The organism is Agromyces sp. NPDC056523 (genome assembly GCF_042794545.1).
Lineage (GTDB): Bacteria > Actinomycetota > Actinomycetes > Actinomycetales > Microbacteriaceae > Agromyces.
Window position 1 is genome coordinate 895,214 of the sequence record NZ_JBHTTM010000001.1, and the last position, 20,534, is coordinate 915,747.

The 20,534-nt window shown below is 72.5% G+C and carries 19 protein-coding genes; 4 read left to right on the forward strand and 15 right to left on the reverse strand.

Annotated features, from left to right (window positions below):
- Positions 1 to 25: 25 nt before the first annotated feature.
- Genes mnhG through ACFQ58_RS04395 form a run of 6 tightly spaced genes read right to left on the reverse strand, consistent with a single transcriptional unit; the run spans position 26 to position 6,362 of the window.
- Positions 26 to 391 carry a monovalent cation/H(+) antiporter subunit G gene (gene mnhG, locus ACFQ58_RS04370; RefSeq protein ID WP_376949827.1) on the reverse strand — a complete coding sequence of 122 codons (366 nt, stop codon included), beginning with the start codon at positions 389 to 391 and terminating at the stop codon, positions 26 to 28.
- Positions 388 to 660: a monovalent cation/H+ antiporter complex subunit F gene (locus tag ACFQ58_RS04375; RefSeq protein ID WP_376949828.1), complete on the reverse strand. Its 273-nt coding sequence runs from the start codon at positions 658 to 660 to the stop codon at positions 388 to 390. The genes mnhG and ACFQ58_RS04375 overlap by 4 nt, the downstream gene beginning before the upstream one ends.
- Positions 657 to 1,355, reverse strand: coding sequence for a Na+/H+ antiporter subunit E (locus ACFQ58_RS04380; protein WP_376949829.1), 699 nt, complete (start codon positions 1,353 to 1,355; stop codon positions 657 to 659). The genes ACFQ58_RS04375 and ACFQ58_RS04380 overlap by 4 nt, the downstream gene beginning before the upstream one ends.
- A complete protein-coding gene (locus ACFQ58_RS04385) occupies positions 1,352 to 2,965 on the reverse strand; it encodes a Na+/H+ antiporter subunit D (RefSeq protein ID WP_376949830.1) in 1,614 nt (537 codons plus the stop codon). The genes ACFQ58_RS04380 and ACFQ58_RS04385 overlap by 4 nt, the downstream gene beginning before the upstream one ends.
- Positions 2,962 to 3,417 (reverse strand): sodium:proton antiporter, encoded by a 456-nt coding sequence (locus tag ACFQ58_RS04390; protein ID WP_376949831.1) that lies wholly within the window; start codon positions 3,415 to 3,417, stop codon positions 2,962 to 2,964. The genes ACFQ58_RS04385 and ACFQ58_RS04390 overlap by 4 nt, the downstream gene beginning before the upstream one ends.
- Positions 3,414 to 6,362, reverse strand: coding sequence for a Na+/H+ antiporter subunit A (locus ACFQ58_RS04395; RefSeq protein ID WP_376949832.1), 2,949 nt, complete (start codon positions 6,360 to 6,362; stop codon positions 3,414 to 3,416). Before ACFQ58_RS04395 ends, ACFQ58_RS04390 begins: the two co-directional genes overlap by 4 nt.
- Before the next feature lie 99 nt (positions 6,363 to 6,461).
- Between ACFQ58_RS04395 and ACFQ58_RS04400 the strand changes: the two genes are divergently transcribed.
- Positions 6,462 to 7,325 (forward strand): sulfurtransferase, encoded by an 864-nt coding sequence (locus tag ACFQ58_RS04400; protein ID WP_376949833.1) that lies wholly within the window; start codon positions 6,462 to 6,464, stop codon positions 7,323 to 7,325.
- Between the two features lie 36 nt (positions 7,326 to 7,361).
- On the opposite strand, the gene ACFQ58_RS04405 is transcribed toward ACFQ58_RS04400, so the two are convergent.
- Positions 7,362 to 8,141 carry a class I SAM-dependent methyltransferase gene (locus tag ACFQ58_RS04405; protein ID WP_376949834.1) on the reverse strand — a complete coding sequence of 260 codons (780 nt, stop codon included), beginning with the start codon at positions 8,139 to 8,141 and terminating at the stop codon, positions 7,362 to 7,364.
- A 112-nt stretch (positions 8,142 to 8,253) separates the two neighbouring features.
- Here ACFQ58_RS04405 and ACFQ58_RS04410 point away from each other — a divergent pair, with 112 nt between their 5' ends.
- Positions 8,254 to 9,231, forward strand: a complete 978-nt coding sequence (locus ACFQ58_RS04410; protein ID WP_376949835.1) for an FKBP-type peptidyl-prolyl cis-trans isomerase — start codon at positions 8,254 to 8,256, stop codon at positions 9,229 to 9,231.
- 169 nt (positions 9,232 to 9,400) lie between these two features.
- Here ACFQ58_RS04410 and ACFQ58_RS04415 read toward each other — a convergent pair whose 3' ends face one another.
- Positions 9,401 to 10,714, reverse strand: coding sequence for a glycosyltransferase (locus tag ACFQ58_RS04415; RefSeq protein ID WP_376949836.1), 1,314 nt, complete (start codon positions 10,712 to 10,714; stop codon positions 9,401 to 9,403).
- Between the two features lie 242 nt (positions 10,715 to 10,956).
- On the opposite strand from ACFQ58_RS04415, the gene ACFQ58_RS04420 reads away from it, so the two are divergent.
- Positions 10,957 to 11,373 (forward strand): transferase, encoded by a 417-nt coding sequence (locus ACFQ58_RS04420; RefSeq protein WP_376949837.1) that lies wholly within the window; start codon positions 10,957 to 10,959, stop codon positions 11,371 to 11,373.
- A 115-nt stretch (positions 11,374 to 11,488) separates the two neighbouring features.
- Positions 11,489 to 13,246, forward strand: coding sequence for an alpha-glucosidase (locus ACFQ58_RS04425; protein WP_376949838.1), 1,758 nt, complete (start codon positions 11,489 to 11,491; stop codon positions 13,244 to 13,246).
- 30 nt (positions 13,247 to 13,276) lie between these two features.
- Here ACFQ58_RS04425 and ACFQ58_RS04430 read toward each other — a convergent pair whose 3' ends face one another.
- The 7 genes from ACFQ58_RS04430 to ACFQ58_RS04460 all read right to left on the reverse strand — a co-directional run bounded on the left by ACFQ58_RS04430 (position 13,277) and on the right by ACFQ58_RS04460 (position 20,394).
- Positions 13,277 to 15,046, reverse strand: coding sequence for a carbohydrate-binding domain-containing protein (locus ACFQ58_RS04430; RefSeq protein ID WP_376949839.1), 1,770 nt, complete (start codon positions 15,044 to 15,046; stop codon positions 13,277 to 13,279).
- Positions 15,047 to 15,137: 91 nt separating this feature from the next.
- Positions 15,138 to 15,977, reverse strand: a complete 840-nt coding sequence (locus tag ACFQ58_RS04435) for a polyphosphate polymerase domain-containing protein (protein WP_376949840.1) — start codon at positions 15,975 to 15,977, stop codon at positions 15,138 to 15,140.
- Complete coding sequence (locus tag ACFQ58_RS04440; RefSeq protein ID WP_376949841.1) at positions 15,974 to 16,594, reverse strand: DUF4956 domain-containing protein; 621 nt, start codon at positions 16,592 to 16,594, stop codon at positions 15,974 to 15,976. The genes ACFQ58_RS04435 and ACFQ58_RS04440 overlap by 4 nt, the downstream gene beginning before the upstream one ends.
- Before the next feature lie 165 nt (positions 16,595 to 16,759).
- Complete coding sequence (locus ACFQ58_RS04445; protein ID WP_376949842.1) at positions 16,760 to 17,131, reverse strand: PepSY domain-containing protein; 372 nt, start codon at positions 17,129 to 17,131, stop codon at positions 16,760 to 16,762.
- A gap of 75 nt (positions 17,132 to 17,206) precedes the next feature.
- Positions 17,207 to 18,580: a sensor histidine kinase gene (locus ACFQ58_RS04450; protein ID WP_376949843.1), complete on the reverse strand. Its 1,374-nt coding sequence runs from the start codon at positions 18,578 to 18,580 to the stop codon at positions 17,207 to 17,209.
- Entirely contained in the window at positions 18,573 to 19,250 is a 678-nt protein-coding gene (locus ACFQ58_RS04455) for a response regulator transcription factor (RefSeq protein ID WP_376949844.1), read from the reverse strand. Before ACFQ58_RS04455 ends, ACFQ58_RS04450 begins: the two co-directional genes overlap by 8 nt.
- A gap of 94 nt (positions 19,251 to 19,344) precedes the next feature.
- Positions 19,345 to 20,394, reverse strand: coding sequence for an LLM class flavin-dependent oxidoreductase (locus ACFQ58_RS04460; RefSeq protein WP_376949845.1), 1,050 nt, complete (start codon positions 20,392 to 20,394; stop codon positions 19,345 to 19,347).
- Positions 20,395 to 20,534: the final 140 nt, after the last annotated feature.

The following is a 20,534-nucleotide window of genomic DNA, read 5'->3' on the forward strand; positions in this document are numbered from 1 at the left end:
CGCGCCGGAGCGCGGCGCAACGTGCTCAGCGGGCGGCGGGGCCGTCCTCCTCCTCGTGCTCCGCGATGTCGCGCCCGAGGTCGTCCTCGATGAGCAGGTCGCGCCGGACGTGGTCGGAGCGATACGCCGCACGGCCGAGCATGTGCGCGGTCATCGGCTGGGTGAGCAGCTGGAACGTCATGATCAGCACGACGGTCGAGAGCACCCCCCACGTGGGCACGCGCAGCACGATCGTCAGCAGCACGACCGCGAGTCCGAGCACCTGCGGCTTGGTCGCCGCGTGCAGGCGCGTGAGGACGTCGGGGAACCGCAATACGCCGATCCCCGCCGCCATCGACAGGAACCCGCTCAGGAGGATGAGCGCGCCGACGCCGAGCTCGGCGGCGTTCACGAGGCGTCCTCCTTCGAGATGAAGCGCGCGATCGCGATCGAGCCGACGATCGCGAACAGCGCGAGCACGAGCATGACCACGAGGGTGTCGGTGTGCCGATTGATCGCCATCTCGGCGCCGAGCCCGCAGATCGCGATCGCGAGCAGCACGTCGGTCGCGAGCGCCCGGTCGAGGATCGACGGGCCGGTGATGATGCGCGCGATGGCGGCGATCGCACCGATGCCGAACATGACGCCGGCGAGCAGTCCCATGACGGCGAGCGGGCTCATGCGTCGTCCTTCCCTTCGTCGTCGAGCGGATGCCGCGACGCGGCCTGTTCGGGCGCGATCTCGCGCGCCACGTGCGGCGGGACCTCGGCGGGCTCGGGTTCGACGGGCCGGTCGCCGGTCGCACGCCGGTGCCGGCGCGCCGCCCGGACGGCGGCGGCCTGCTCGCGCGTGCCGATCGCGAGGACGATGCGCTCCTCGGTGCCGAGCACCTGTCGGCGCACGTGCGCGAGGTCCTCCTCGTCGCGCGTGCCGAACGCGTGCAGGTAGAGCAGGCCGCGCTCGCGGTCGATGTCGACGACGACCGTGCCGGGGACGACCGAGATGGCCTCGGCGGTGAGCGTCGTGACCAGGTCGGAGCGGGTGAGCAGCTGGACCGCGATGATCGCGTTGATCGGCGGCGGGCCGGGCCGCACGGCCGCCCAGGCGATCTCGAGCGAGGCACGGACGACGTCGAACATCATCCGCAGCCCGAGCAGCAGCCCGCGCCACGGATCGAAGCGGCCGCTGAGCAGCACCGGGGGGAGGTAGAGCGTGCGCGTGACCGCGATCGCGAGCACGATGCCGGTCGTGATCGTGAGCACGTCGACGTGGTCCCACAGGAACACCCACAGCACGACGAGGCCGATCAGCAGCGGCGCCTGTCGCCACACCGCTTGCCAGCGCGTGAGCTCCTCGAGCCGGGTGGGCGTCCTCATCGCGGCACCCCCTCGGGGAAGACGAGCGACACGTACGTGCCCGGGTCGCGCAGGTTCTCGGCGGCGCGGTCGGCGAGTTCGAACAGCGGGCCCGCGAACACCGTGAGGGCGACCGTCAGGGCGACCATCGCCGTGGTCGCGGCCAGCATCGCGACGGGCGTCGTGCGAGTCTCGACGATGGTCGCGCCCGGCGCCTCCTGCACCGAGTCGATGAGGTGCGAGCGGTACCCCTCGAGCTCGCTCCTCGGTCGCCAGAACGCGAGGTTCCAGAAGCGGGTCAACGCGTACAGCGTGATGAGCGAGGTCGCCGCGCCGACGGCGATGACGACCCAGATGAGCCAGTCGGGACCGGTCATGGAGGTGCCGAGGGTCTCGGTCACGGTGTCGCGGTTCGCGGCATCCGCACCCGCGATGAACAGCCCGACCTTGCCGAGGAACCCCGAGAACGGCGGGATGCCGCCGAGGTTCAGGGCGGGCACGAAGAACAGGACGGCGAGCAGCGCCGATGCGCCGCGGAGGCCGCCGAGGCGGGTGATCGAGGTGGAGCCGCCGAACCGCTCGATGAGCCCGGTCGTGAGGAACAGCGTGGTCTGCACGCTGATGTGGTGCACGACGTAGTAGATCGTCGCGGCGAGGCCGGCCACGCTCGTGAGCCCGATGCCGAAGATCATGTAGCCGATGTGGCTGACCAGCGTGAACGAGAGCAGCCGCTTGATGTCGGCCTGGGTGAGCGCGCCGAGGATCCCGATCGCCATCGTGAGCGCGCCGACGACGAGGAAGAGCGTGCTGAGGTCGCTCTCGGGGAAGACGACCGTCTCGGTGCGAATGATCGCGTACACGCCGACCTTCGTCAGCAGGCCCGCGAACACAGCGGTGACCGGCGCCGGGGCCGTCGGGTACGAGTCCGGCAGCCAGAACGACAACGGGAAGACCGCCGCCTTGATGCCGAACGCGATGAGCAGCAGCAGGTGCAGGATCAGCTGGATGTCCTGCGGGAGCTCGGCGAGGCGCACCGAGAGCTGCGCGATGTTGGCCGTGCCCGTCGCGCCGTAGATCAGCGCGATGGCCGAGAGGAAGAACAGCGACGAGACCAGGCTCACGATGATGTACGTGACGCCCGCGCGGATGCGCTCGCCCGTGCCGCCGAGGGTGAGGAGCACGTAGCTGGCCGACAGCAGGATCTCGAAGCCGACGTAGAGGTTGAACAAATCGCCGGCGATGAACGCGTTGAAGACGCCGGCCGACAGGATCAGGTACGCCGGGTGGAAGATCGACACCGGCGTCTCGCGATGCTGGTCGGCGATGCCCTGGCCGACGGCGTAGACGAGCACGCCGAGCAGCATGAGCGCCGAGATGATGATCATGATGGCCGACAGCCGGTCGACCACGAGCACGATGCCGAACGGCGGCGGCCATGCGCCGACCGCCACGACGATGCCGGCGTCGGCTCCGTCGACCTCGGCCAGCAGCGTCGCCGCGATCACCGCGACGGCGGCGAGCACGATCGTCGACACCGCCATCTGGGCGCGCAGGTGCCGGCCGAGGATCAGCGCCGTCGCCGCGCCGAGCAGCGGCAGCAGCACCATCAGGGGAACGAGCGCCTGGCTCATGCGCGACCACCGTCCTCGTCGCTCGCGTCGAGCACCTCCTGGATCGCCCGCTCGTCCTCGGCGGAACTGCGGATGAGGTCGGCCGCCTCCTCGGCGTCCTCGGCGATCTCGTCCTCGTCGCCGATGAGGTCGCCGGCCTCGCCGAGCTGGGCGAGCCACCAGCTGCGGTAGATGAGGGCGAGCATGAAGGCGGTGATCCCGAGGTTGATCACGATCGCGGTGAGGATGAACGCCTGCGGCAGCGGGTCGGACAGCTCGGCCGGGTCGACGCCGTCGAGGAGGATCGGGGCCAGGCCGGGCTCGCCGCCCATCGTGAACATGAAGAGGTTCACGCCGTTGCCGACCAGCAGGAACCCGATGAGCACGCGCGTGAGACTGCGTTCGAGCATGACGGCGATCCCCGAGCCGAACAGCATGGCCGCGACGATCACGAGGGTCAGCGAGGCGGTCATGCGCGCACCTCCGCGGGATCCTCGGCGACCGTGTCGGGTCCGGCCTCGTCCATGTGGCGATCGATCTCGGCGCCGAGCGTGCGCAGGATGTCGAGCACGAGACCCACCACGACGAGGTAGACGCCGATGTCGAACAGGGTCGACGTGCCGATCGAAAGCGTGCCGAGCACCGGCACGTCTGCCTCGAACCACGTCGACTCGAACACGGTCAAGCCGAACACGAGCGAGGACGCCGCGGTGCCGGCGGCCAGGAACAGGCCGGTGCCCAGCAGCGCGCCCGCGTCGACCGGCGCGGCCTCGCCGAGCTCGTAGCGCCCGCCCGCGAGGTAGCGCGCCACGAGGGCGAGTCCGGCGACGAGGCCGCCGGCGAACCCGCCGCCCGGCGCGTTGTGCCCCACGAAGAGCAGGAACACCGACACGACGATCGCGGGGTGGAACAGCAGCCGCACGAGCACCTCGACGAGGATCGAGCGATTGCGCGGCGAGAGCGTCCGGCCGGCGAGCAGCCAGGTCTGCCGGGTGGATGCGGCCTCGGCCAGGACATCGGTCTCGTCCTCGACGTCGGCGAGTCGCCGTCGTGCCGCGCGCATGCTGTCGGCCTGCTCGGGCACCGGACGCAGGCGCGGGCGCCGACCCGTGCTGCCCTCGAGGCGGGGCGCGCCGCCCATGCGACCCGAGACGAAGATGAGGCTCGCGACACCGGTGGCGACGGCGACGAGCACCGAGATCTCGCCGAGCGTGTCCCACGCGCGAATGTCGACGAGCAGGGCGTTCACGATGTTCTTCGCGTGCGCCTCGACGGCGAGCGGCGTGAGTCCCTCGGCGATGCTCGGCGCGGTGCGGGCACCCAGGGCCGCGATGCCCACGACCGCCATCACCGCGCCGGCGAGCACGCCGATCGCGATGCGTGCCGGGGCGCGGACGACGGGTCGACGGGTCGTCACGCGACGCGGGAGGCGGCGCAGCACGAGCACGACGACGACGATCGTGAGCGTCTCGACGAGCGCCTGCGTGAGCGCCAGGTCGGGTGCGCCCGCCATGCCGAATGTGAGGACCATGCCGTATCCCGTGACGCCGACGAGCAGCACGGCGGCGATCCGCTGCCGCATGACGACCGCGGCGATCGCGGCGACGATCATGGCGGTGCCGACGACCGGCTGCGCCGGGCTGTCGGCGAACCGGAGCTCGCCGGGCCACACGTCGTTCATGATCACGGCGCCGCCGAGCCCGAGGATGAACACCGACACGATGATCGCGAGGTACCCGGGCAGCCCGCCCGACTGGATGAGCGTGGTCACGCGTGCGGCGGCCCGGTCGACCGCGCTCACGACGTGGACGTAGCCGCGCGCGGACTCGATGGTGTCGGGGACCGCAGCCTGCAGGCGCGCGACGGTCGCGCGGCCCCACACCAGCAGCGCACCGGCGCCGAACACGAGCGCCGAGATCGCCAGCGCCGGCTCGAGGCCGTGCCAGAGCGCGAGGTGGTACTCGTCGGGCCCGGGCAGCTCGGAGGCGTAGGCCGCGAGCAGCGGTTCGACCAGCGGCAGGGCGAAGGCGGTGACGAGCGACGTGATCGCGAGCAGGCCCGTGGGGAACGACATCATCGCGGGCTCGCGGTGCAGCTCGACCGGCGCCACCTCGGGCTTGGTGCCGAACGCGCCCCAGATGAAGCGCACGCTGTATGCCACCGTGAGCATGGAACCGAGGATCGCGGCGACGAGGGCGATCCAGGCCCACGTGTCTCCGTCGGCGCCGGCCTCGAGCTGGGCCGAGAACACGGCCTCCTTGGCGACGAAGCCGAGGAGCGGCGGCACGCCGGCCATGGACGCGGCCGCGAGCGTCGCGAAGACGGCGAGCCACGGCATCCGGCGCCCGAGGCCCGACAGCCGACGCCAGTCGCGCGTGCCCGCCGCGTGGTCGACGATGCCGACGGTGAGGAAGAGGGCCGCCTTGAACAGCGCGTGCGCCAGCAGCAGCGCGGTGCCCGCGAGTGCGGCGTCGCGCGTGCCCTGCCCGACGACCATCACGAGGAAGCCCAGCTGGCTGACGGTGCCGTAGGCGAGCAGCAGCTTCAGGTCGGTCTGCCGCAGGGCGCGCCATCCGCCGACCAGCATGGTGAGGGCGCCGAGCCCGATGACGATCGGATGCCACACTGCGAGGTCGGCGTAGCCCGGCGCGAGCAGGGCGACGAGGTACACGCCCGCCTTCACCATCGCCGCGGCGTGCAGGTAGGCCGACACGGGCGTCGGCGCGGCCATCGCCGCCGGGAGCCAGAAGTGGAACGGCACGAGCGCGCTCTTCGAGATCGCGCCGACGAGCACGAGCGCGATGGCGACCTCGCCCGCGACGCCGGGCACCGGGTCGGCGACGAGCTCGGAGACCGAGGTGGTGCCGCCCGCGACCGCGAGCAGCACGATGCCGACCAGCATGGTCAGTCCGCCGAAGGTGGTGACCGTGAGCGCCTGCAGCGCGGCTCCGCGCGCCTCGCGCTTGCCGGCGTCGTGCGCGATGAGCAGGTACGACAGGACGCTCGTGGCCTCCCAGAACGTGAACAGCACGTACACGTCGTCGGAGGTGACGAGCCCGAGCATCACGCCCGCGAAGGCGAGCAGCAGTGCGGCGAAGCGCCCGAGCGCCGGCTCGTCGTCGCGGAAGTACCACGTGCAGTAAAGCAGCACGAGCGCGCCGATGCCGGTCACCACGAGCGCGAGGAGCAACGAGAGCGCGTCGAGGCGGAAGGACAGGGCGATGTCGAGCGACGGGATCCACTCGGTGCGCTCGGCGAGCACCTCGCCGCCGGCAACCGCGGGCACGAGCGTGAGCAGCCAGGCGAAGACCGCGGTGGGCACGATCGCGACGATCGGGAAGATCCGGCGACCCATCGCCCTCGCGACGAACGGCGTGACCACGGCCACAGCGGTGAACGCCACGAGGGAGAAGATCATCCGCTCTCCCATCGCGCTGTCACCATCAGTCCGGCTTCCGAGTCTACCGGGGCGCCTCGAACCGGATGTCGCGGCGCGGAGCGGTGGGAGGATGGCGGCATGCGCATCCTCATCGAGCCCGCCGAGCTCGCGAGCCTGCTCGGCACCGCCGCGCGACCCGTCGTGCTCGACGTCCGCTGGACGCTCGCGGAACCCGACGGGCGGCAGGCATACCGCGCGGGGCATGTGCCCGGCGCCGTGTACGTCGACCTCGACGGCGAACTCGCCGACCATGGCGTGACCGGCGAGGGGCGCCATCCGCTGCCCGGCGAGGCCGCGTTCACGACGGCGATGCGGCGGTGGGGACTGCACGACGGCGATCCGGTCGTCGTCACGGACGACGCCGGCGGCACCTCGGCGGCCCGGGCCTGGTGGCTGCTCCGGCACGCGGGCGTCGACGACGTCCGGATCCTGGACGGGGCGCTGGCCGGATGGCGCGACGCGGGGCTGCCGCTCGAGACCGGCGACGTCGAGCCGGTGCCGGGCGACGCGACGGCGCGGTTCGGCTCGATGCGGATGATCGACCTCGACGAGGCGGACGCACTGGCCTCCTCCGAACGCGGCGTGCTGCTCGACGCGCGCGCCGGCGAGCGGTACCGCGGCGAGGTCGAGCCGATCGACCCGCGTGCCGGGCACGTCCCCGGCGCCGTGTCGGCGCCGACGGCCGACAATCTCGGCCCGGATGGCCGGTTCCTGCCCGCCGAAGCGCTGCGGGAGCGATTCGGCGCGCTCGGCATCGACGGCGAGCATCCCGTCGGCGCCTACTGCGGTTCGGGCATCACGGCGGCCCACGAGGTTGCGGCGCTCGCGATCGCGGGCTTCGACGCCGCGCTGTATCCGGGGTCGTTCAGCCAGTGGTCCCGTCGGCCCGAACGGCCGGTCGCGACAGGTGCGACGCCCGAGGGCGACGCACCGCCGGCCTGAGCCGCCCGCCCAGTCCGGCCGGCCGGCCGACCGACCTCAGGCGTCGGGGTCGGATGGCCGATGGCCGACGGCGATGAGGACCGTGACGTCGATCGACGAGACGTCCCTCGCCTCGAGGTCGGCGACGAATCGGTCGTGGCCCGCGGAGGGCTCGGCGAGGCCCGTCGCCGCCGCGATGTCCCACGCGACGTCGGGCGTGACCTCGAGGTGGCGCGCCACCGTCTCGGCGCGCACCTCGACGAGGCCCCGTTCGGTGAGCCAGTGGGCGAATGTCCCGGCGGTCTCGGCGTGCGCGACCGTGAGCGCGTGGTGTCGGGTGGGGGGTGTCACGTCGTCGTCGCCTCCGTCGGCCGGCCCCGCGGCGACGATCTCGCCGAGCGGTTCGAGCGCCCCGTGCGCCCAGACCGTGATCACGACCCGTCCGCCGGGTCGGGCGCACTGCACGAGGTGCTCCGTGCCCTGCTCGACGTCGGCGAACGCGGGCACGCCGAGGACGCACTGGACGAGGTCGTACCCGGTGTACGGCCACGTGGTCGGATCGCCGACGTGCGTGCGCAGCTGCGGCATCCGATCGCCCGCGCGCTCGCGGAGCCGCGCGATCCGGGCCTCGGACGGATCGATCGCGTCCACGATGCCGCCGGGACCCACGAGCTCGGCCGTCGGGAGCGCGGTGGCGCCGTCGCCCGCGGCGGCATCGAGCACGCGCTCGTCGAACCTCGGGCTCGACCGCAGCATGCTCGCGCGCGCGATCGGATCCCATAGCTCCGCATCGAGGCGTGCCGCCACCGACAGGTCGACTCCAGCGTCTTCCCCCATGCCGTCATTGTGGCCCCGACCTGCGGATCCGTGAAGTCTCAGGGAATCGATACCCGGATCGGGCAGACTGGTTCCTCGACCTCCCTCCCCGATCGAAACGAGAAGTCCCACCATGAACCGTGCCCTCCGCCGAGGCGCGCCCTTCGCGCTCGTGTCCGTGACCGCCCTGCTGCTCGCCGGCTGCGCGGGCAGCGGCACCTCGCCCGACTCCACCGCCGAGGCGACCGACGAGGCCGCCGCCTGCCTCGAGGTCGAGGCCGGCGAGCAGAGCGACGCCGTCGAGGTCGAGGGCGAGTTCGGCGCCGCGCCGACCGCGACGTTCGAGACGCCGCTCGAGGCCGACGAGCTGCAGCGCACCATCGCGATCGAGGGCGACGGCGACGAGACCGTGTCGGGCGACGAGGTCTCCGCGGTCGTCACCGCGTTCAAGGGATCCGACGGCACCCAGGTCTTCTCGCAGCCGGCGTCGCTCACCGTGGGCGACGGCTCGCTCTACGAGGGCTTCCTCGCCGGAGTCGACTGCGTGCCGATCGGCTCGCGCGTCGTCACGGTGGCGCCCGCCTCCGCCGTCTACGGCGACCAGGGCAACGAGGGCATCGGCGTCGCGGCCGGTGAGACCCTCGTCATCGTGACCGACGTGCAGGAGGTCGTCGAGGCCGAGGACCTTCCCACGCCCGGCGAATGGACCGAGAACGTGCCCGAGGTGGAGTTCAACGGCGAGGAGCCGCCGACGGTCACCATCCCCGATGCCGACCCGTCCGACGAGCTGCTCGTCAAGGTGATCGAGGAGGGCGACGGCGCCGAGGTGCAGGCCGGCGACACCGTGACCCTGCACTACCAGGGCCTCAACTGGGCGACCAAGGAGATCTTCGACCAGAGCTACGGCAAGGAGGCCGCCCGCTTCGGCACCGGCGACGTGATCCCCGGCTTCGGCGGGGCGCTCGTCGGCCAGAAGGTCGGCACGAAGCTCATCGTCACGATCCCGCCGGCGCTGGGCTACGGCGAGGAGGAGTCGGCCAACGGCCTCGGCGGGCAGACGCTCGTCTTCGTGGTCGAGATCCAGGACACCGAGAGCGCCGCTTCCGAGTAGGCGCTCCCGACGCATACACGCCGCGCCCGCGGCATCCATGCCCCTTCGTGGGCGGATGCCGCGGGCGCGGCGCTTGCATTTCAGGAGAACGGAAGCTGCTCAGGTCCCGATCGGCGAGACGATCCTGAACAGCCTCCGTCCTCCTGAAACGGGATGGCGGTCCCGCAGCTCAGCCGACGGGTGACTCGAGCCGCAGGCGGGCGGATGCCACGGCGGCCTCGAGCTCGGACTCGATGATGCCGAACGTGTCGTACTCCGCGATGCGGGCGGCCATCTCGCGGGCGCGCTCGCGGAACCCGGGGTCGCCGAGCACGCGATCGACGGCGCTGCCCACGGCCGCAGGCGTCGGCGTCCCGGTCTTCAGTGTCAGGCCGACGCCGCTCCACTGCACGCGCATCGAGACCTCGGGCTTGTCCTCGGTATCGCCGGCCGCGACGATCGGCACTCCGTGGCTCAACGCGTACTGGGTGCCGCCGAAGCCCGCGTTCGTGACGAAGACGTCGGTCTTGGGCAGTAGCAGGTCGTAGGGGAGGAACTCCGCGGCGCGCGCGTTCGCGGGCAGTCCGCCGAGCTCCGACACCGGGCGTCCGCCGGTCGCCGCGACCACGAGCACGTCGCGGTCGGCGAGTGCCTCGAGCGTCGGGCGGATGAGACGGTCGAAGTCCTTGTTGTCGATCGTGCCCTGGCTGACGTGCACGACCGGGCGGTCGCCGTCGAGCTCGTGCCACCACTCGGGCAGGTCGCCGTTCGCGGGCGAGCCGGGCAGCACGGTGCCCGCGAAGCGGACGTTCGGGCTGAGGTCGCTGCGGCGGTACTCGAACTCGGCCGGCGAGAGCTGCAGGTACCGGTCGCACATGCGGGTGAAGTCGAACACGAAGGCGTCGAGGCCGGGGCGGCCGAGTTCGCGCATGGTCTTCTGCGCGAGCGCCTGCGTCTTGCGGAAGATCACCTTCGTCACGAACGCGTTGAGGACCCGGTTGCGCAGGCGGCCGACGGCATCCGACCTGGGTGCGAGGCCGAGCCCGCCGGGCGCGGTGTCGACGCTGAGCTGCACCAGCGGGATGACGCCGACGCCGATGATCGGCGGTCGCGACGTCGGGTCGTCGAGCAGCAGCGGCAGGACGCCCGCGAAGGCGCCTTCGATCAGGATGGCATCGGGTGCGAGTTCGTCGATCAGCGTTTCGATCGCGCGGAACTGCTCGGCGACGGGGCGGACGAAGATCGTCTGCACGTCGTACTCGAGCTTGGCGATGCCGCGGTGGCGGTCGCGGTCGGGCAGGTGGTCCTGCATCACGCGGTCGTCGAAGTCGGCGATACCGGTCAGGGAGCGGTGTCGCGCGCCGGCCGCCTCGACGGCGGCGCGGAACCGCGAGCCGGTCAGGACGGTGACGTCGTGGCCGCGGGCGACGAGGTCGCGGGCGATGGCGATGACGGGAGCGGCGTGACCCTGGATGGGGCTCGCGCAGAGGAGGTACGTCGACATGTGAGGTCTTCCGAGGTGGTTCCGGGGTCGTCGCGCCTGGCGGCGATCATGCCCTCCGGTCGGAGGCACGAGGGCGAAGGTATGGCCGTCGAATCGGCGCCGACAAGGCTTCCAGCGCGGAATCAGGGATATCCCCGCCGGTATTCAGGGAAGGCCCGGAGACTTGGGGAATGCCCCGGTCAGCCGGGATGTTGTACCTGTATCCGGGAGCGGAGACTCCGCAACCGGCGAATGGAGGACACGTGGGCATCAGCTACGTCGAGTTCGAGGACGAAGCCGGGATCCTGCGTCGCTACCGCAAGCACGTCAACGGCCGAGGCCTCGTGGCCACGACCGCCAAGGTGGACCCGACGGCGTTCGTCGACCCGACCGCCTACGTCGACCCCGGCGCGGAGGTGCAGCGCGGTGCGACCATCTCGCACGGCGCCTGGGTCGAAGCCGACGCGATCATCGCCGAGAAGGCGACCGTCGGCGTGAACGCACGCGTCGGTCGCGGCGCGGTCGTCGGTCGCTTCGCGGTCGTCGGACCCTACGCGGCCGTCGGCGCGGGCGCGCGCGTCCAGAACGGTGCGCGCGTGCCGCGTGAGGCGCACGTCGTCGAGGGCGGCGAGCACCGCGCGTCGGGCGACGACCTGCGACGGCTCGGCCTCGCGGCCTGAGCCGCGGGCGCGCGACGCCGACCCGAACCGCAACGGATGCCCCGGGCACGAGCCCGGGGCATCGTCATGTCCGCAACCGGGTGACGGATCGGTTCGCGGCTGCGAGGATCGGCACATGTCGAACGCAGCCGAGCCGCGCCATCCGTCGACCGCCCCCGACTGGTGGAAGTCGGCAGTGGTGTACCAGGTGTACCCGCGCAGCTTCCAGGACTCCGACGGCGACGGCGTCGGCGATCTCCGCGGCATCCTGCGCCGCCTCGACCACCTCGAACGCCTCGGTGTCGACGTGGTGTGGCTCTCGCCCGTCTACCGCTCGCCGCAGGCCGACAACGGCTACGACATCAGCGACTACCAGGACATCGACCCGACGTTCGGCACGCTGGCCGACTTCGACGACCTGCTCGCCGCCATGCACGAGCGCGGCCTCAAGCTCGTCATGGACCTCGTGGTGAACCACACGTCCGACGAGCATCCGTGGTTCGTCGCCTCTCGCTCGAGCCTCGACGACCCGAAGCGCGACTGGTACTGGTGGCGTCCCCCGCGCGAGGGGACGCACGGCGGCGACCCGGGCGCCGAGCCGACGAACTGGGAATCGTTCTTCTCGGGACCGTCCTGGGAGTGGGACGAGTCGACCGGCGAGTACTACCTGCACCTGTTCGACCGCAAGCAGCCCGACCTCAACTGGGAGAACCCCGAGGTGCGGCACGCCGTGTACGACATGATGCGGTGGTGGCTCGACCGGGGCGTCGACGGCTTCCGGATGGACGTGATCAACCTCATCTCGAAGCATCCGCACCTGCCCGACGGCCCGATCCGCGACGGGCGGCGGTACGGCGACGGCGGTGCGTTCTACGTCGGCGGACCGCGCCTGCACGAGTTCATGCAGGAGATGCACCGCGAGGTGTTCGACGGGCGCGAGGGGCTCATCACGGTCGGCGAGACGCCGGGCGTGACGCTCGACGAGGCCATCCTCTTCACCGACCCGGCGCGGCGCGAGGTCGACATGGTGTTCCAGTTCGAGCACGTCGGCCTCGACCACGGCGTGAGCAAGTTCCGGCCGCGGCCGCTCGAGCCGGGCGAGCTCGCCGCGTCGCTCGCCAAGTGGCAGGTGGGCCTGCACGAGACCGGCTGGAACAGCCTCTACCTCGAGAACCACGACCAGGCGCGGTCGGTCAGCCGGTTCGGCGACGCCGCGGAGCACTGGTACTCGTCCGCCACGGCGCTCGCGACGATGCTCCACCTCCAGCGCGGCACGCCCTACGTGTACCAGGGCCAGGAACTGGGCATGACGAACGCGCCGTTCTCGGTGATCGACGAGTACCGCGACGTCGAGTCCCTGAACGCGTACGCCGAGGAGGTCGCGAGCGGAACAGCCGTCGCCGATGCGCTCTACGGCCTCAGCCTCATGAGCCGCGACCACGCGCGCACCCCGATGCAGTGGGATGCCACGCCGAACGCGGGCTTCACCACCGGCACGCCGTGGCTCGCGGTGAACCCGAACCACGATCGGATCAACGTGGCCGCCCAGGCCGGCGACCCGGGCTCGGTGCTCGAGTACCACCGGCAGCTCATCGCGTTGCGACACGAGCGGCCGGTCGTCGCGCACGGCGACTTCGAGGGCGTCGATGCTGGGCACCCGGCCATCTTCGCGTTCGAGCGCGTGCACGCGGGCGAACGCCTCCTTGTCGTGGTCAACCTGTCGTCGGTCGAGCACGTGCCCGCCTTCGACGCCGAGCTCGCGGGCCGCTGGGGGTCGGCTCCGGGCGAGCCGGGCGACGTGCCGATCCTCACCAACACGATCCCCGACTCGCCCGCGCCGTTCGATGCACCGCTCGCGCCATGGGAGGCGCGGGTCTACGCCTCGGGCGACTGACGCGGCCGACTCGGCCGGCACGGCCGCCCGTCAGGGGCGCGGCGGCATCGCGCCGCCACCGGGGCCGCCCATACCGCCCGAGACCTGCTCGCCGGCGACCGCGGAGCCGACGGCCGTGCCATCCGCCGTCACGATGTATGTCTCGCCGTTCACGAGCTCGGGCGTCGACACCGCGAGCGTGGCCGCCGACTTCGTCGTGGTGATCGTCGCGACGACGGTGCCGTCGGGCGCAGTCAGCTCGAGTGCGGTGCCGGCGCCCACCTGCTGGTCGAGCGTGACGAGCACCGACGCCTGCGCGGCATCCGCGCCGGGCGCCATCGCCATGCCGCTCGAGCCGGCGGCGACGATCGTGCCGCCGCTGATGTCGAATCCGGCGTCGGAGTCGATCGCGCCGTTGTTCTGCGCCGTCGGGCCGTTCACGACGACCGTGCCGCCCGACATCGTGATGGCGCCGTTCACGTCGAGCCCGTCGCCGTCGGCGTCGGCGGTCAGCTCGCCGCCCGTGAGGTCGAGCGTGCTGCCGGCGTTCACGCCGTCGTCGGATGCGACGACCGACGTGCTGCCGCCGGCGATCGACACCGCCGCCGCTTCGAGGCCCTCGTACGACTCGCTCACGCCGACCGTGCCGCCCGAGATGGTGAGCGCGGCGTCGGCGTGCACCGCGTCGTCGCCGCTCGCGAGCTCGAGCGCGCCGTTCGCGAGGTGTACCGTGCTGTCGCTGTGCACGGCGTCCTCGGCGGCGTCGACCGCAACCTCGCCCCCGTCGACGATGATCGAGACGGTGCCCTTGAGGCCCTTCGCAGAGTCGCCATCGGCCACGCTCGAGCCGGCGCCGCCGCCGGCCGTGACGTCGAGCGAGCCGCCCCAGACGATCACGTCGGTCGCGGCATCCAGCCCGTCGCCGGCGGCGTCGATCGTGACGGTGCCGCCCGAGATCGCGAGGTAGCCGCGGTCGGCCTCCTCGGCGTTGTCGGCCTTGAGCCCGTCGCCGCCGGCGGTCACCGTGACGGTGCCGCCCGCGATCATGACCTCGTCCTTGCCGCGGATGCCGTCGTCGACCGCGTCGACCGTGATCTCGCCGCCCGAGATGATGAGCCCGTCCTTCGACGCGATGCCGTCGTTACCGTTGCCCTGCACGGTGAGGGCGCCCTCGCCGGCGATCTCGAGGTCGGCCGCGCTGAAGAGGGCGGCGTTCACGTCGGCGTCGTCGGCGTAGCCCGACGCGTCGCTGAGCGCGTTGTCGCTGCCGTCGGCGAGCACGAGCTGCACGCGCTCGGCGCTCGTGACGGCGAGGGCGGCGGTCGTGTCGCTCGAGATGTCGGCACCGTCGAGGATGACGCGCACGAGCTCGGTGGCGGTCGTGTCGACGACCACCTGGCCGGCGAGTTCGCCGCTCAGGCGGTAGGTGCCCGCCGCGGTGATCGTGACCGTGTCGCCGTCGATGCGCACGCCGGTAGCGCCATCCGCCACCGTCGCCGTGTCGCCGTCGAGCGAGATCGCGACCTCGGATGCCGCGTCCCATGTGTCGTCGCCATCCTCGCCGGGCGGCGCCTCGTTCTCGGCCATGGCCTCGGCGGCAGTGACGCCCGGGTCGACGGCGGCGGTCGAGGCGACAGAGACGGTCGAGTCGGTCGTGCCCGAGCGGTCGGACGTTGCGGCCGTGGTCGCGGTGCAGCCCGCGAACGCGAGCGCGCCGGCGAGCAGCACCGGCGTGATCCGCGCGGCGGCGAGCCAGGGGCGTCGCCGGCGGCCGTCGGGCTGGTCGGCGGTGGTCGGGCGGGGGAGGCGGAAGAAGGTCATGGTCGTGTCCTCTCGGGGTCGGGTCGGTGGAGTGCGGTGGGGATGGGGGGAGTGATGCGTCGTCGGCGGTCGGATGGCGCACCGTCGCGGCTCAATCGAGCGGCTGGGCGATCGCGGCGCGGAAGTGCCGGTCCAGCACGCGCATCCAGCGGTTGGCGGGCAGCCCCGGCCGGATCGCCGCGAGCCCGGTCGCGTACTTCGAGACGCGCATCGGACGGTGGCCGGCCGCCCACAGCGCCCGATCGACCGCGCCGGCCTGCGCGCCGGACTTCGTCTCGACGATCGCGGAGTCGGGGGTGCGCAGCATCCGGCGGAAGCGGCCGTCGACGCCGCGGTCGGTCCACGCGAGGTCGACGTCGATCGTGGCGCGGCTCGCGGGTCGCCCCGACGCAGCGGGCAGCAGCAGGGTCGCCCGCCGGTAGGCGGTGGTGAGCACCGGCTCGAGGCGCTCGTGCGACAGGTCGCCGACCCCGGCCTCGACGAGCACCTCGTCGGCGTAGGCGCGCGCCTCGCCCGAAAGCGTGGCGGTGAGCGCGGGGTCGACCGGGATCCGGTCCTTCACGGTGAGCGCCCGACCGCCTCGGGTCTTCACCTCGAGGAAGCTCGCCTCGGAGTCGACGTACGACCGCGTGCGGATCTTGAACCTCCGCCGACGGGCGTGCGCCGCGAGCCGGAAGCTCGTCAGCTCCGGGGTGTCGAAGTAGACGGACTCGTACGAGCTCGCCCGGGCGCCGTCGAGGTCGAGCACGCGCACTCCGTCGGGAAGCCGCTCGAGCAGCGCCGGCAGCGCCGCGATCGGCAGCATGTACTTGCGGTCGACGCGCGTCTGCAGTTCGGCCTCCGCGTTCAGCTGCTCCAGATCGACCGCCTCGAGCGCGTCGAGGGCGCGCAGTGCCGCGGGCGTCACGGATGCCGCGTGGCGGGCGGTCATCGTCCCGCTCCCTCGAGCTGCACGGCGCGGGCCGGCGCGCCGCCGGGTCCGGCTCCGAGGACGGGCCCCGAGGCGCGGGGCACCTCGAACCGCACCGTCACGGTCGTCGAGTCGTTCACGAGGTCGAGCTGGTCCACGCGCGCCGACCGGATGCGGCCCCCGAGCAGCGACGCGAGATGGTCGTGCAGCTCGACCTCGTCGGGGAACGCACGGTCGAGCACGAGCACCTGCTGCCGCGTGCGACGGAACAGCGCGGGGTGATCGCCGACCGCGAGCACGACGAGGACGAGCGCCATGAGCCCGAGGGTGAGCCATCCGAACGACGCGCCGAGCCCGCCGAGCAGGCCGATCGCGAGCGCCGCGAAGTAGTACGCGACCTCGTGCTGCTCGATCTCGCTCGAGCGCAGCCGGATGATCGACAGCACGCCGAACAGGCCGAGCCCGAGTCCGGCGCCGATCGTGCTGGTGCCGAGCACGAGCGCGACCGCGAGCACGCCGACGTTGACGGTCAGGTAGGCGACGACCAGGTCGCGTCGTCGGTGACGCGGGAAGTAGAGGGCGAAGACGAGCAGGGCGACCGCGACGAGGTCGGCGGCGATGAGGAGGGTCTGATCCATGTGGGGCTCCGAAACGGTGTGCTGGGAGCTCCCATCCAGCCGCAGCCGCCGAGGCGGGCCCTATGCCGATCCGATGCCCTTCCTATGCAGCGCGTGCGGGTGCGCTGGCAGGCGACGCGGAGAAGGGCCCCGCGCGAACGCGCGGAGCCCTTGGAGCGGATGGCCTCAGTCGTCCTGGCCGGCCGGGTCGTCGTCGCCACCCGACCCGTCGTCCTCGGTCTCGGTCCCGATCGGGTTGAAGTCCGCGTCGAGCATCACTTCCACCGACGCGCCAGAGTCGAGCCGGATCTCGACCTCGTAGGCGCTCTCGCCGTCGTCGCCGACCTCGGCCTCGAGGACCTCGCCCGGGCCGGCCTCGTCGAGCGCGGCCTGCGAGGCGCGCTCCAGGTCGGGGCCCGTGAGCACCTGCTCGGACTCGCCCGGCCCGTCGTCGTCTCGTTCGAACCCATTCGTCGCCGAAGCGGCGATCGCGGTGCCGCCCAGCGCGATCGCGGCGGCGGCGCCGGCCGCGGTGATCCAGATGGTGCGCTTCTTCATGTCAGCCTCCTGCTTCGTCGAAGCCAGATTCGCTCCACATGGCTGAACCGTGCCTGAATTCCCCTGAAGGTGGCTTCAGGCACGGTCGGCGGATGGCGCGGCCGGCAGCTCCACGAGCAGCCGCGTGCCGCCCGACGGCGCGTCCTCGACGCGCACCTCGCCGCCATGGGCGCGCGCTATCTCCCGCACGATCGACAGGCCGAGCCCGCTACCGCCGGTGTCGCGTGCACGGGCGTCGTCGAGCCGCACGAAGCGGTCGAACACGCGGTTGCGCTCGGCCGGCGGGACCCCGGCGCCGTCGTCGTCGACCGTGAGGACGACCGTCGCGCCCGGTGCAGTCCCCTCGCCGACGGGCGCGACCGCGAGCGCGATCCGCGCACGCGCGTGCCGCGCCGCGTTGTCGACGAGGTTCCGGACGAGCTGTGCGAGCAACGCGGCGTCGCCTCGCACCCGCGTCGCCCGAACGCCGCTCGTGTCGACGGCGAGGTCCGGCGAGCGGATGCGACGGGCCTCCGCGAGCAACAGGTCGTCGAGGTCGACGTCGACGGGCTCCGGCCGCAACACGCCCTCGTCGGCACGGGCGAGCACCAGCATGCCCTGCACGAGCCGCTCGAGCCGCCCGCCTTCGGCGAGCACGACGTCGCGGAGCTCCTCCGGACTGACGCGCTCAGGGTGGTCGCGCGCGACTTCGGCGAACTGTCGCAGCGTCGCGAGCGGCGATCGGAGCTCGTGCGAGGCATCCGAGATGAAGCGCCGCTGCGTCGCCTGGCTCGACTCGAGGCGGCCGAGCATGGCGTTGAGGGTCCGCGCGAGCCGGGCGATCTCGTCCGTGGTCTGCGGCTCGTCGAGGCGTGCCGCCAGCCGCGTCGCGTTCACGGCGTCGACCTGCCTCCGCATCCGATCGACGGGTGCGAGCGCGCGCCCGACGACGAGCCACGAGGTGAGGCCGACGAGGGCGACGAGGAGCGGCACCGAGACCGCGAGCAGCCGCGCGACCGTCGCGAGCGTCTCCTCGGCCGACTCGGTGCTGCGCCCGACGACGATCTCGACGCCGTCGTCTGCGGACCCGACCGCGATGACGTAGGTCTCGTCGTCGACGCGGACGGTGGAACCCTCGTCCGGGTCGACGGCCGTGCCGGGCGCGTCCTCGCTCGCGGCGACGACACCGCCGGACTCGTCGAGGACCTGCACGAGCCGTTCGTCGTCGAACTCGCCGATCGTGCCGAGCGAGCCCGCTCCGGCCGCCTCGACCTGCGAGGCGATCGCCGCGGCATCCTGCTCGGCCGCATCGGCCAGCGCCTCGAGCAGCGACGCCCGCAGGGTCAGCCAGAAGCCGACCGCGCCGAGCACGAGGGCGGCGGCCACGACGGATGCCGCGACGAGGGTGATGCGCCCCCTGATCCCCATGCGCGGGCGGGCCGCCCGGCGCACGACCACCGGTTCAGTCACCGCTCGCCGCCAGTCGGTACCCAGCACCGCGCAGCGTCTGGATGTCGTCGCGCGCGAACGGGCGGTCGACCTTGTTGCGCAGGTGCCGGATGTACACCTCGACGATGTTCGGATCGCCGTCGAAGTCGAAGTCCCACACGCCCTCGAGGATTTCGCGCTTGGAGACGACCTCGCCCGCGCGGCGCATCAGGAACTCCAGCACCGCGAACTCGCGCGCCGTGAGGTCGACCGGGGTGTCGCCGCGACGCACCGCGCGCGTGGCGGGGTCGAGCTCCAGGTCGCCCGCCGACAGCACCGCCGGCCGCGGCGCCGCGCCGCGCCGGATGAGCGCCCGCACCCGCGCCACGAGCACCGCGAACGAGAACGGCTTGGTCAGGTAGTCGTCGGCACCGGTGTCGAGCGCCTCGACCTGGTCCCACTCGCCGTCCTTCGCCGTGAGCATGAGGACCGGCGTCCAATCGCCGGCCTCGCGGAGCGCGCGACACACGAGGTAGCCGTTCGTGCCGGGCAGCATGATGTCGAGCAGGATCGCGGCGTACCGGTTCTCGCGCGCGTACCAGAGCCCGTCGGTGCCGTTCGCGGCCACGTCGACGGCGAAGCCCTCGGCCTCGAGCCCGCGCTTGAGCCCCTCGGCGAGGCGCGTCTCGTCCTCGACCACCAGCAGGCGCATCCACGGCCTCCCTCCGTTCCGCCCATCCTGTCGGATGGCGCTGAAGCGACGCTGAAGCAGCGCTGAAGCAGCGCGAATCGGAGGCGGCGCGCGGCTATGCCGCGAGGCGATCGGCGAGCAGCTCGAGCGTCCGCACGCGGCCCGGCGCGGCATCCGTCGGCTCGTCGGCCCGCGCACCGGCGACCGGCGCGACCATGACCTCGTCGATGTCGTGCCGCGCGGCGAGGGCGCGCACGGCCGAGGCCGCGGCATCCGCATCGCCGATGACCCACCGCGGCCGCATGCGCCTGATGACCTCGTCGGCGTCGGAATCACGCGGGCCGGCGAGCGCCTCGTCGACCGTCTCGAGCGGCCGCATCGGGCGGTTGAGGCGCAGCCGCGCCATCGACCGCAGCTGCGGCAGCGCTCGCTCCTGCGCATCCTCGGCGGTGTCGGCCACGACCGCGTTCAGCGTGAGGATCGTCTGCGGCGACGGATGCCGCTCGCTCGGCCGGTACCCGGAGCGGTACAGCTCGAGCGCCTGCTCCAGCCCCTCGCCCGAGAAATGGTTCGCGAACACGTACGGCAGGCCCAGCTCGGCCGCGAGCCGCGCCGAGTAGTCGGAGCTGCCGAGCAGCCACAGCTCGGGCACCGCCGTGGCGGCCGGGGTGGCCTGGATCGGGTACTCGCGCCCGCTCGTGAGGCGCAGCGTCGCGCCATCCGGCGACAGCAGGCTCAGGATGTCGGCGACGTGGTCGGGGAAGCGGTCGACGTCGGCCGTCGGACCCGAGATGCGCAGCAACTGCGTGATCACGGGGTCGCTGCCGGGCGCGCGACCGATACCGAGGTCGATGCGGCCCGGAGCGAGCGCCTCGAGCGCCGCGAATTGCTCGGCCACCACGAGGGGTGCGTGGTTCGGCAGCATCACGCCGCCGGAGCCGACACGGATCCGCTCGGTGCGCGCGGCCGTCGCGGCGATGAGCACGGGCGGCGTCGTCGACGCGACCGCCGGCATGTTGTGGTGCTCGGCGAACCAGTAGCGCGTGAAGCCGAGGCGATCCGCGGCCTGGGCGAGGGCGACGGATGCCGCGACCGCGTCGGCCGACCACTGGCCGCTCCGCACGGGCACGAGATCCAGGACCGAGAGACGTGGCGAGAGAGACATCCCTCATCGCAACCGGGCCGATCGGGCCGCTATTCCGGGGCCGCCGGAACAGGGGATAACCCTGAGCCGTCGGGCGGGATGCTCCTGATCCCCGGACCCTGCTCTCCGCATTGGATGGAACGCGTCGTGAGCGCCCCCGG

Bases quoted from the DNA above. Each gene is read 5' to 3' on its own strand.
- ACFQ58_RS04410 (WP_376949835.1), top strand. From the start codon at position 8,254: ATGAACCGTGCCCTCCGCCGAGGCGCGCCCTTCGCGCTCGTGTCCGTG.
- ACFQ58_RS04460 (WP_376949845.1), bottom strand. From the start codon at position 20,394: ATGTCTCTCTCGCCACGTCTCTCGGTCCTGGATCTCGTGCCCGTGCGG.
- ACFQ58_RS04400 (WP_376949833.1), top strand. From the start codon at position 6,462: ATGCGCATCCTCATCGAGCCCGCCGAGCTCGCGAGCCTGCTCGGCACC.
- ACFQ58_RS04375 (WP_376949828.1), bottom strand. From the start codon at position 660: ATGAGCCCGCTCGCCGTCATGGGACTGCTCGCCGGCGTCATGTTCGGC.
- ACFQ58_RS04405 (WP_376949834.1), bottom strand. From the start codon at position 8,141: ATGGGGGAAGACGCTGGAGTCGACCTGTCGGTGGCGGCACGCCTCGAT.
- ACFQ58_RS04415 (WP_376949836.1), bottom strand. From the start codon at position 10,714: ATGTCGACGTACCTCCTCTGCGCGAGCCCCATCCAGGGTCACGCCGCT.
- ACFQ58_RS04425 (WP_376949838.1), top strand. From the start codon at position 11,489: ATGTCGAACGCAGCCGAGCCGCGCCATCCGTCGACCGCCCCCGACTGG.
- ACFQ58_RS04455 (WP_376949844.1), bottom strand. From the start codon at position 19,250: ATGCGCCTGCTGGTGGTCGAGGACGAGACGCGCCTCGCCGAGGGGCTC.
- ACFQ58_RS04430 (WP_376949839.1), bottom strand. From the start codon at position 15,046: ATGACCTTCTTCCGCCTCCCCCGCCCGACCACCGCCGACCAGCCCGAC.
- ACFQ58_RS04395 (WP_376949832.1), bottom strand. From the start codon at position 6,362: ATGATCTTCTCCCTCGTGGCGTTCACCGCTGTGGCCGTGGTCACGCCG.
- ACFQ58_RS04435 (WP_376949840.1), bottom strand. From the start codon at position 15,977: ATGACCGCCCGCCACGCGGCATCCGTGACGCCCGCGGCACTGCGCGCC.
- ACFQ58_RS04390 (WP_376949831.1), bottom strand. From the start codon at position 3,417: ATGACCGCCTCGCTGACCCTCGTGATCGTCGCGGCCATGCTGTTCGGC.
- ACFQ58_RS04385 (WP_376949830.1), bottom strand. From the start codon at position 2,965: ATGAGCCAGGCGCTCGTTCCCCTGATGGTGCTGCTGCCGCTGCTCGGC.
- ACFQ58_RS04380 (WP_376949829.1), bottom strand. From the start codon at position 1,355: ATGAGGACGCCCACCCGGCTCGAGGAGCTCACGCGCTGGCAAGCGGTG.
- ACFQ58_RS04440 (WP_376949841.1), bottom strand. From the start codon at position 16,594: ATGGATCAGACCCTCCTCATCGCCGCCGACCTCGTCGCGGTCGCCCTG.
- ACFQ58_RS04445 (WP_376949842.1), bottom strand. From the start codon at position 17,131: ATGAAGAAGCGCACCATCTGGATCACCGCGGCCGGCGCCGCCGCCGCG.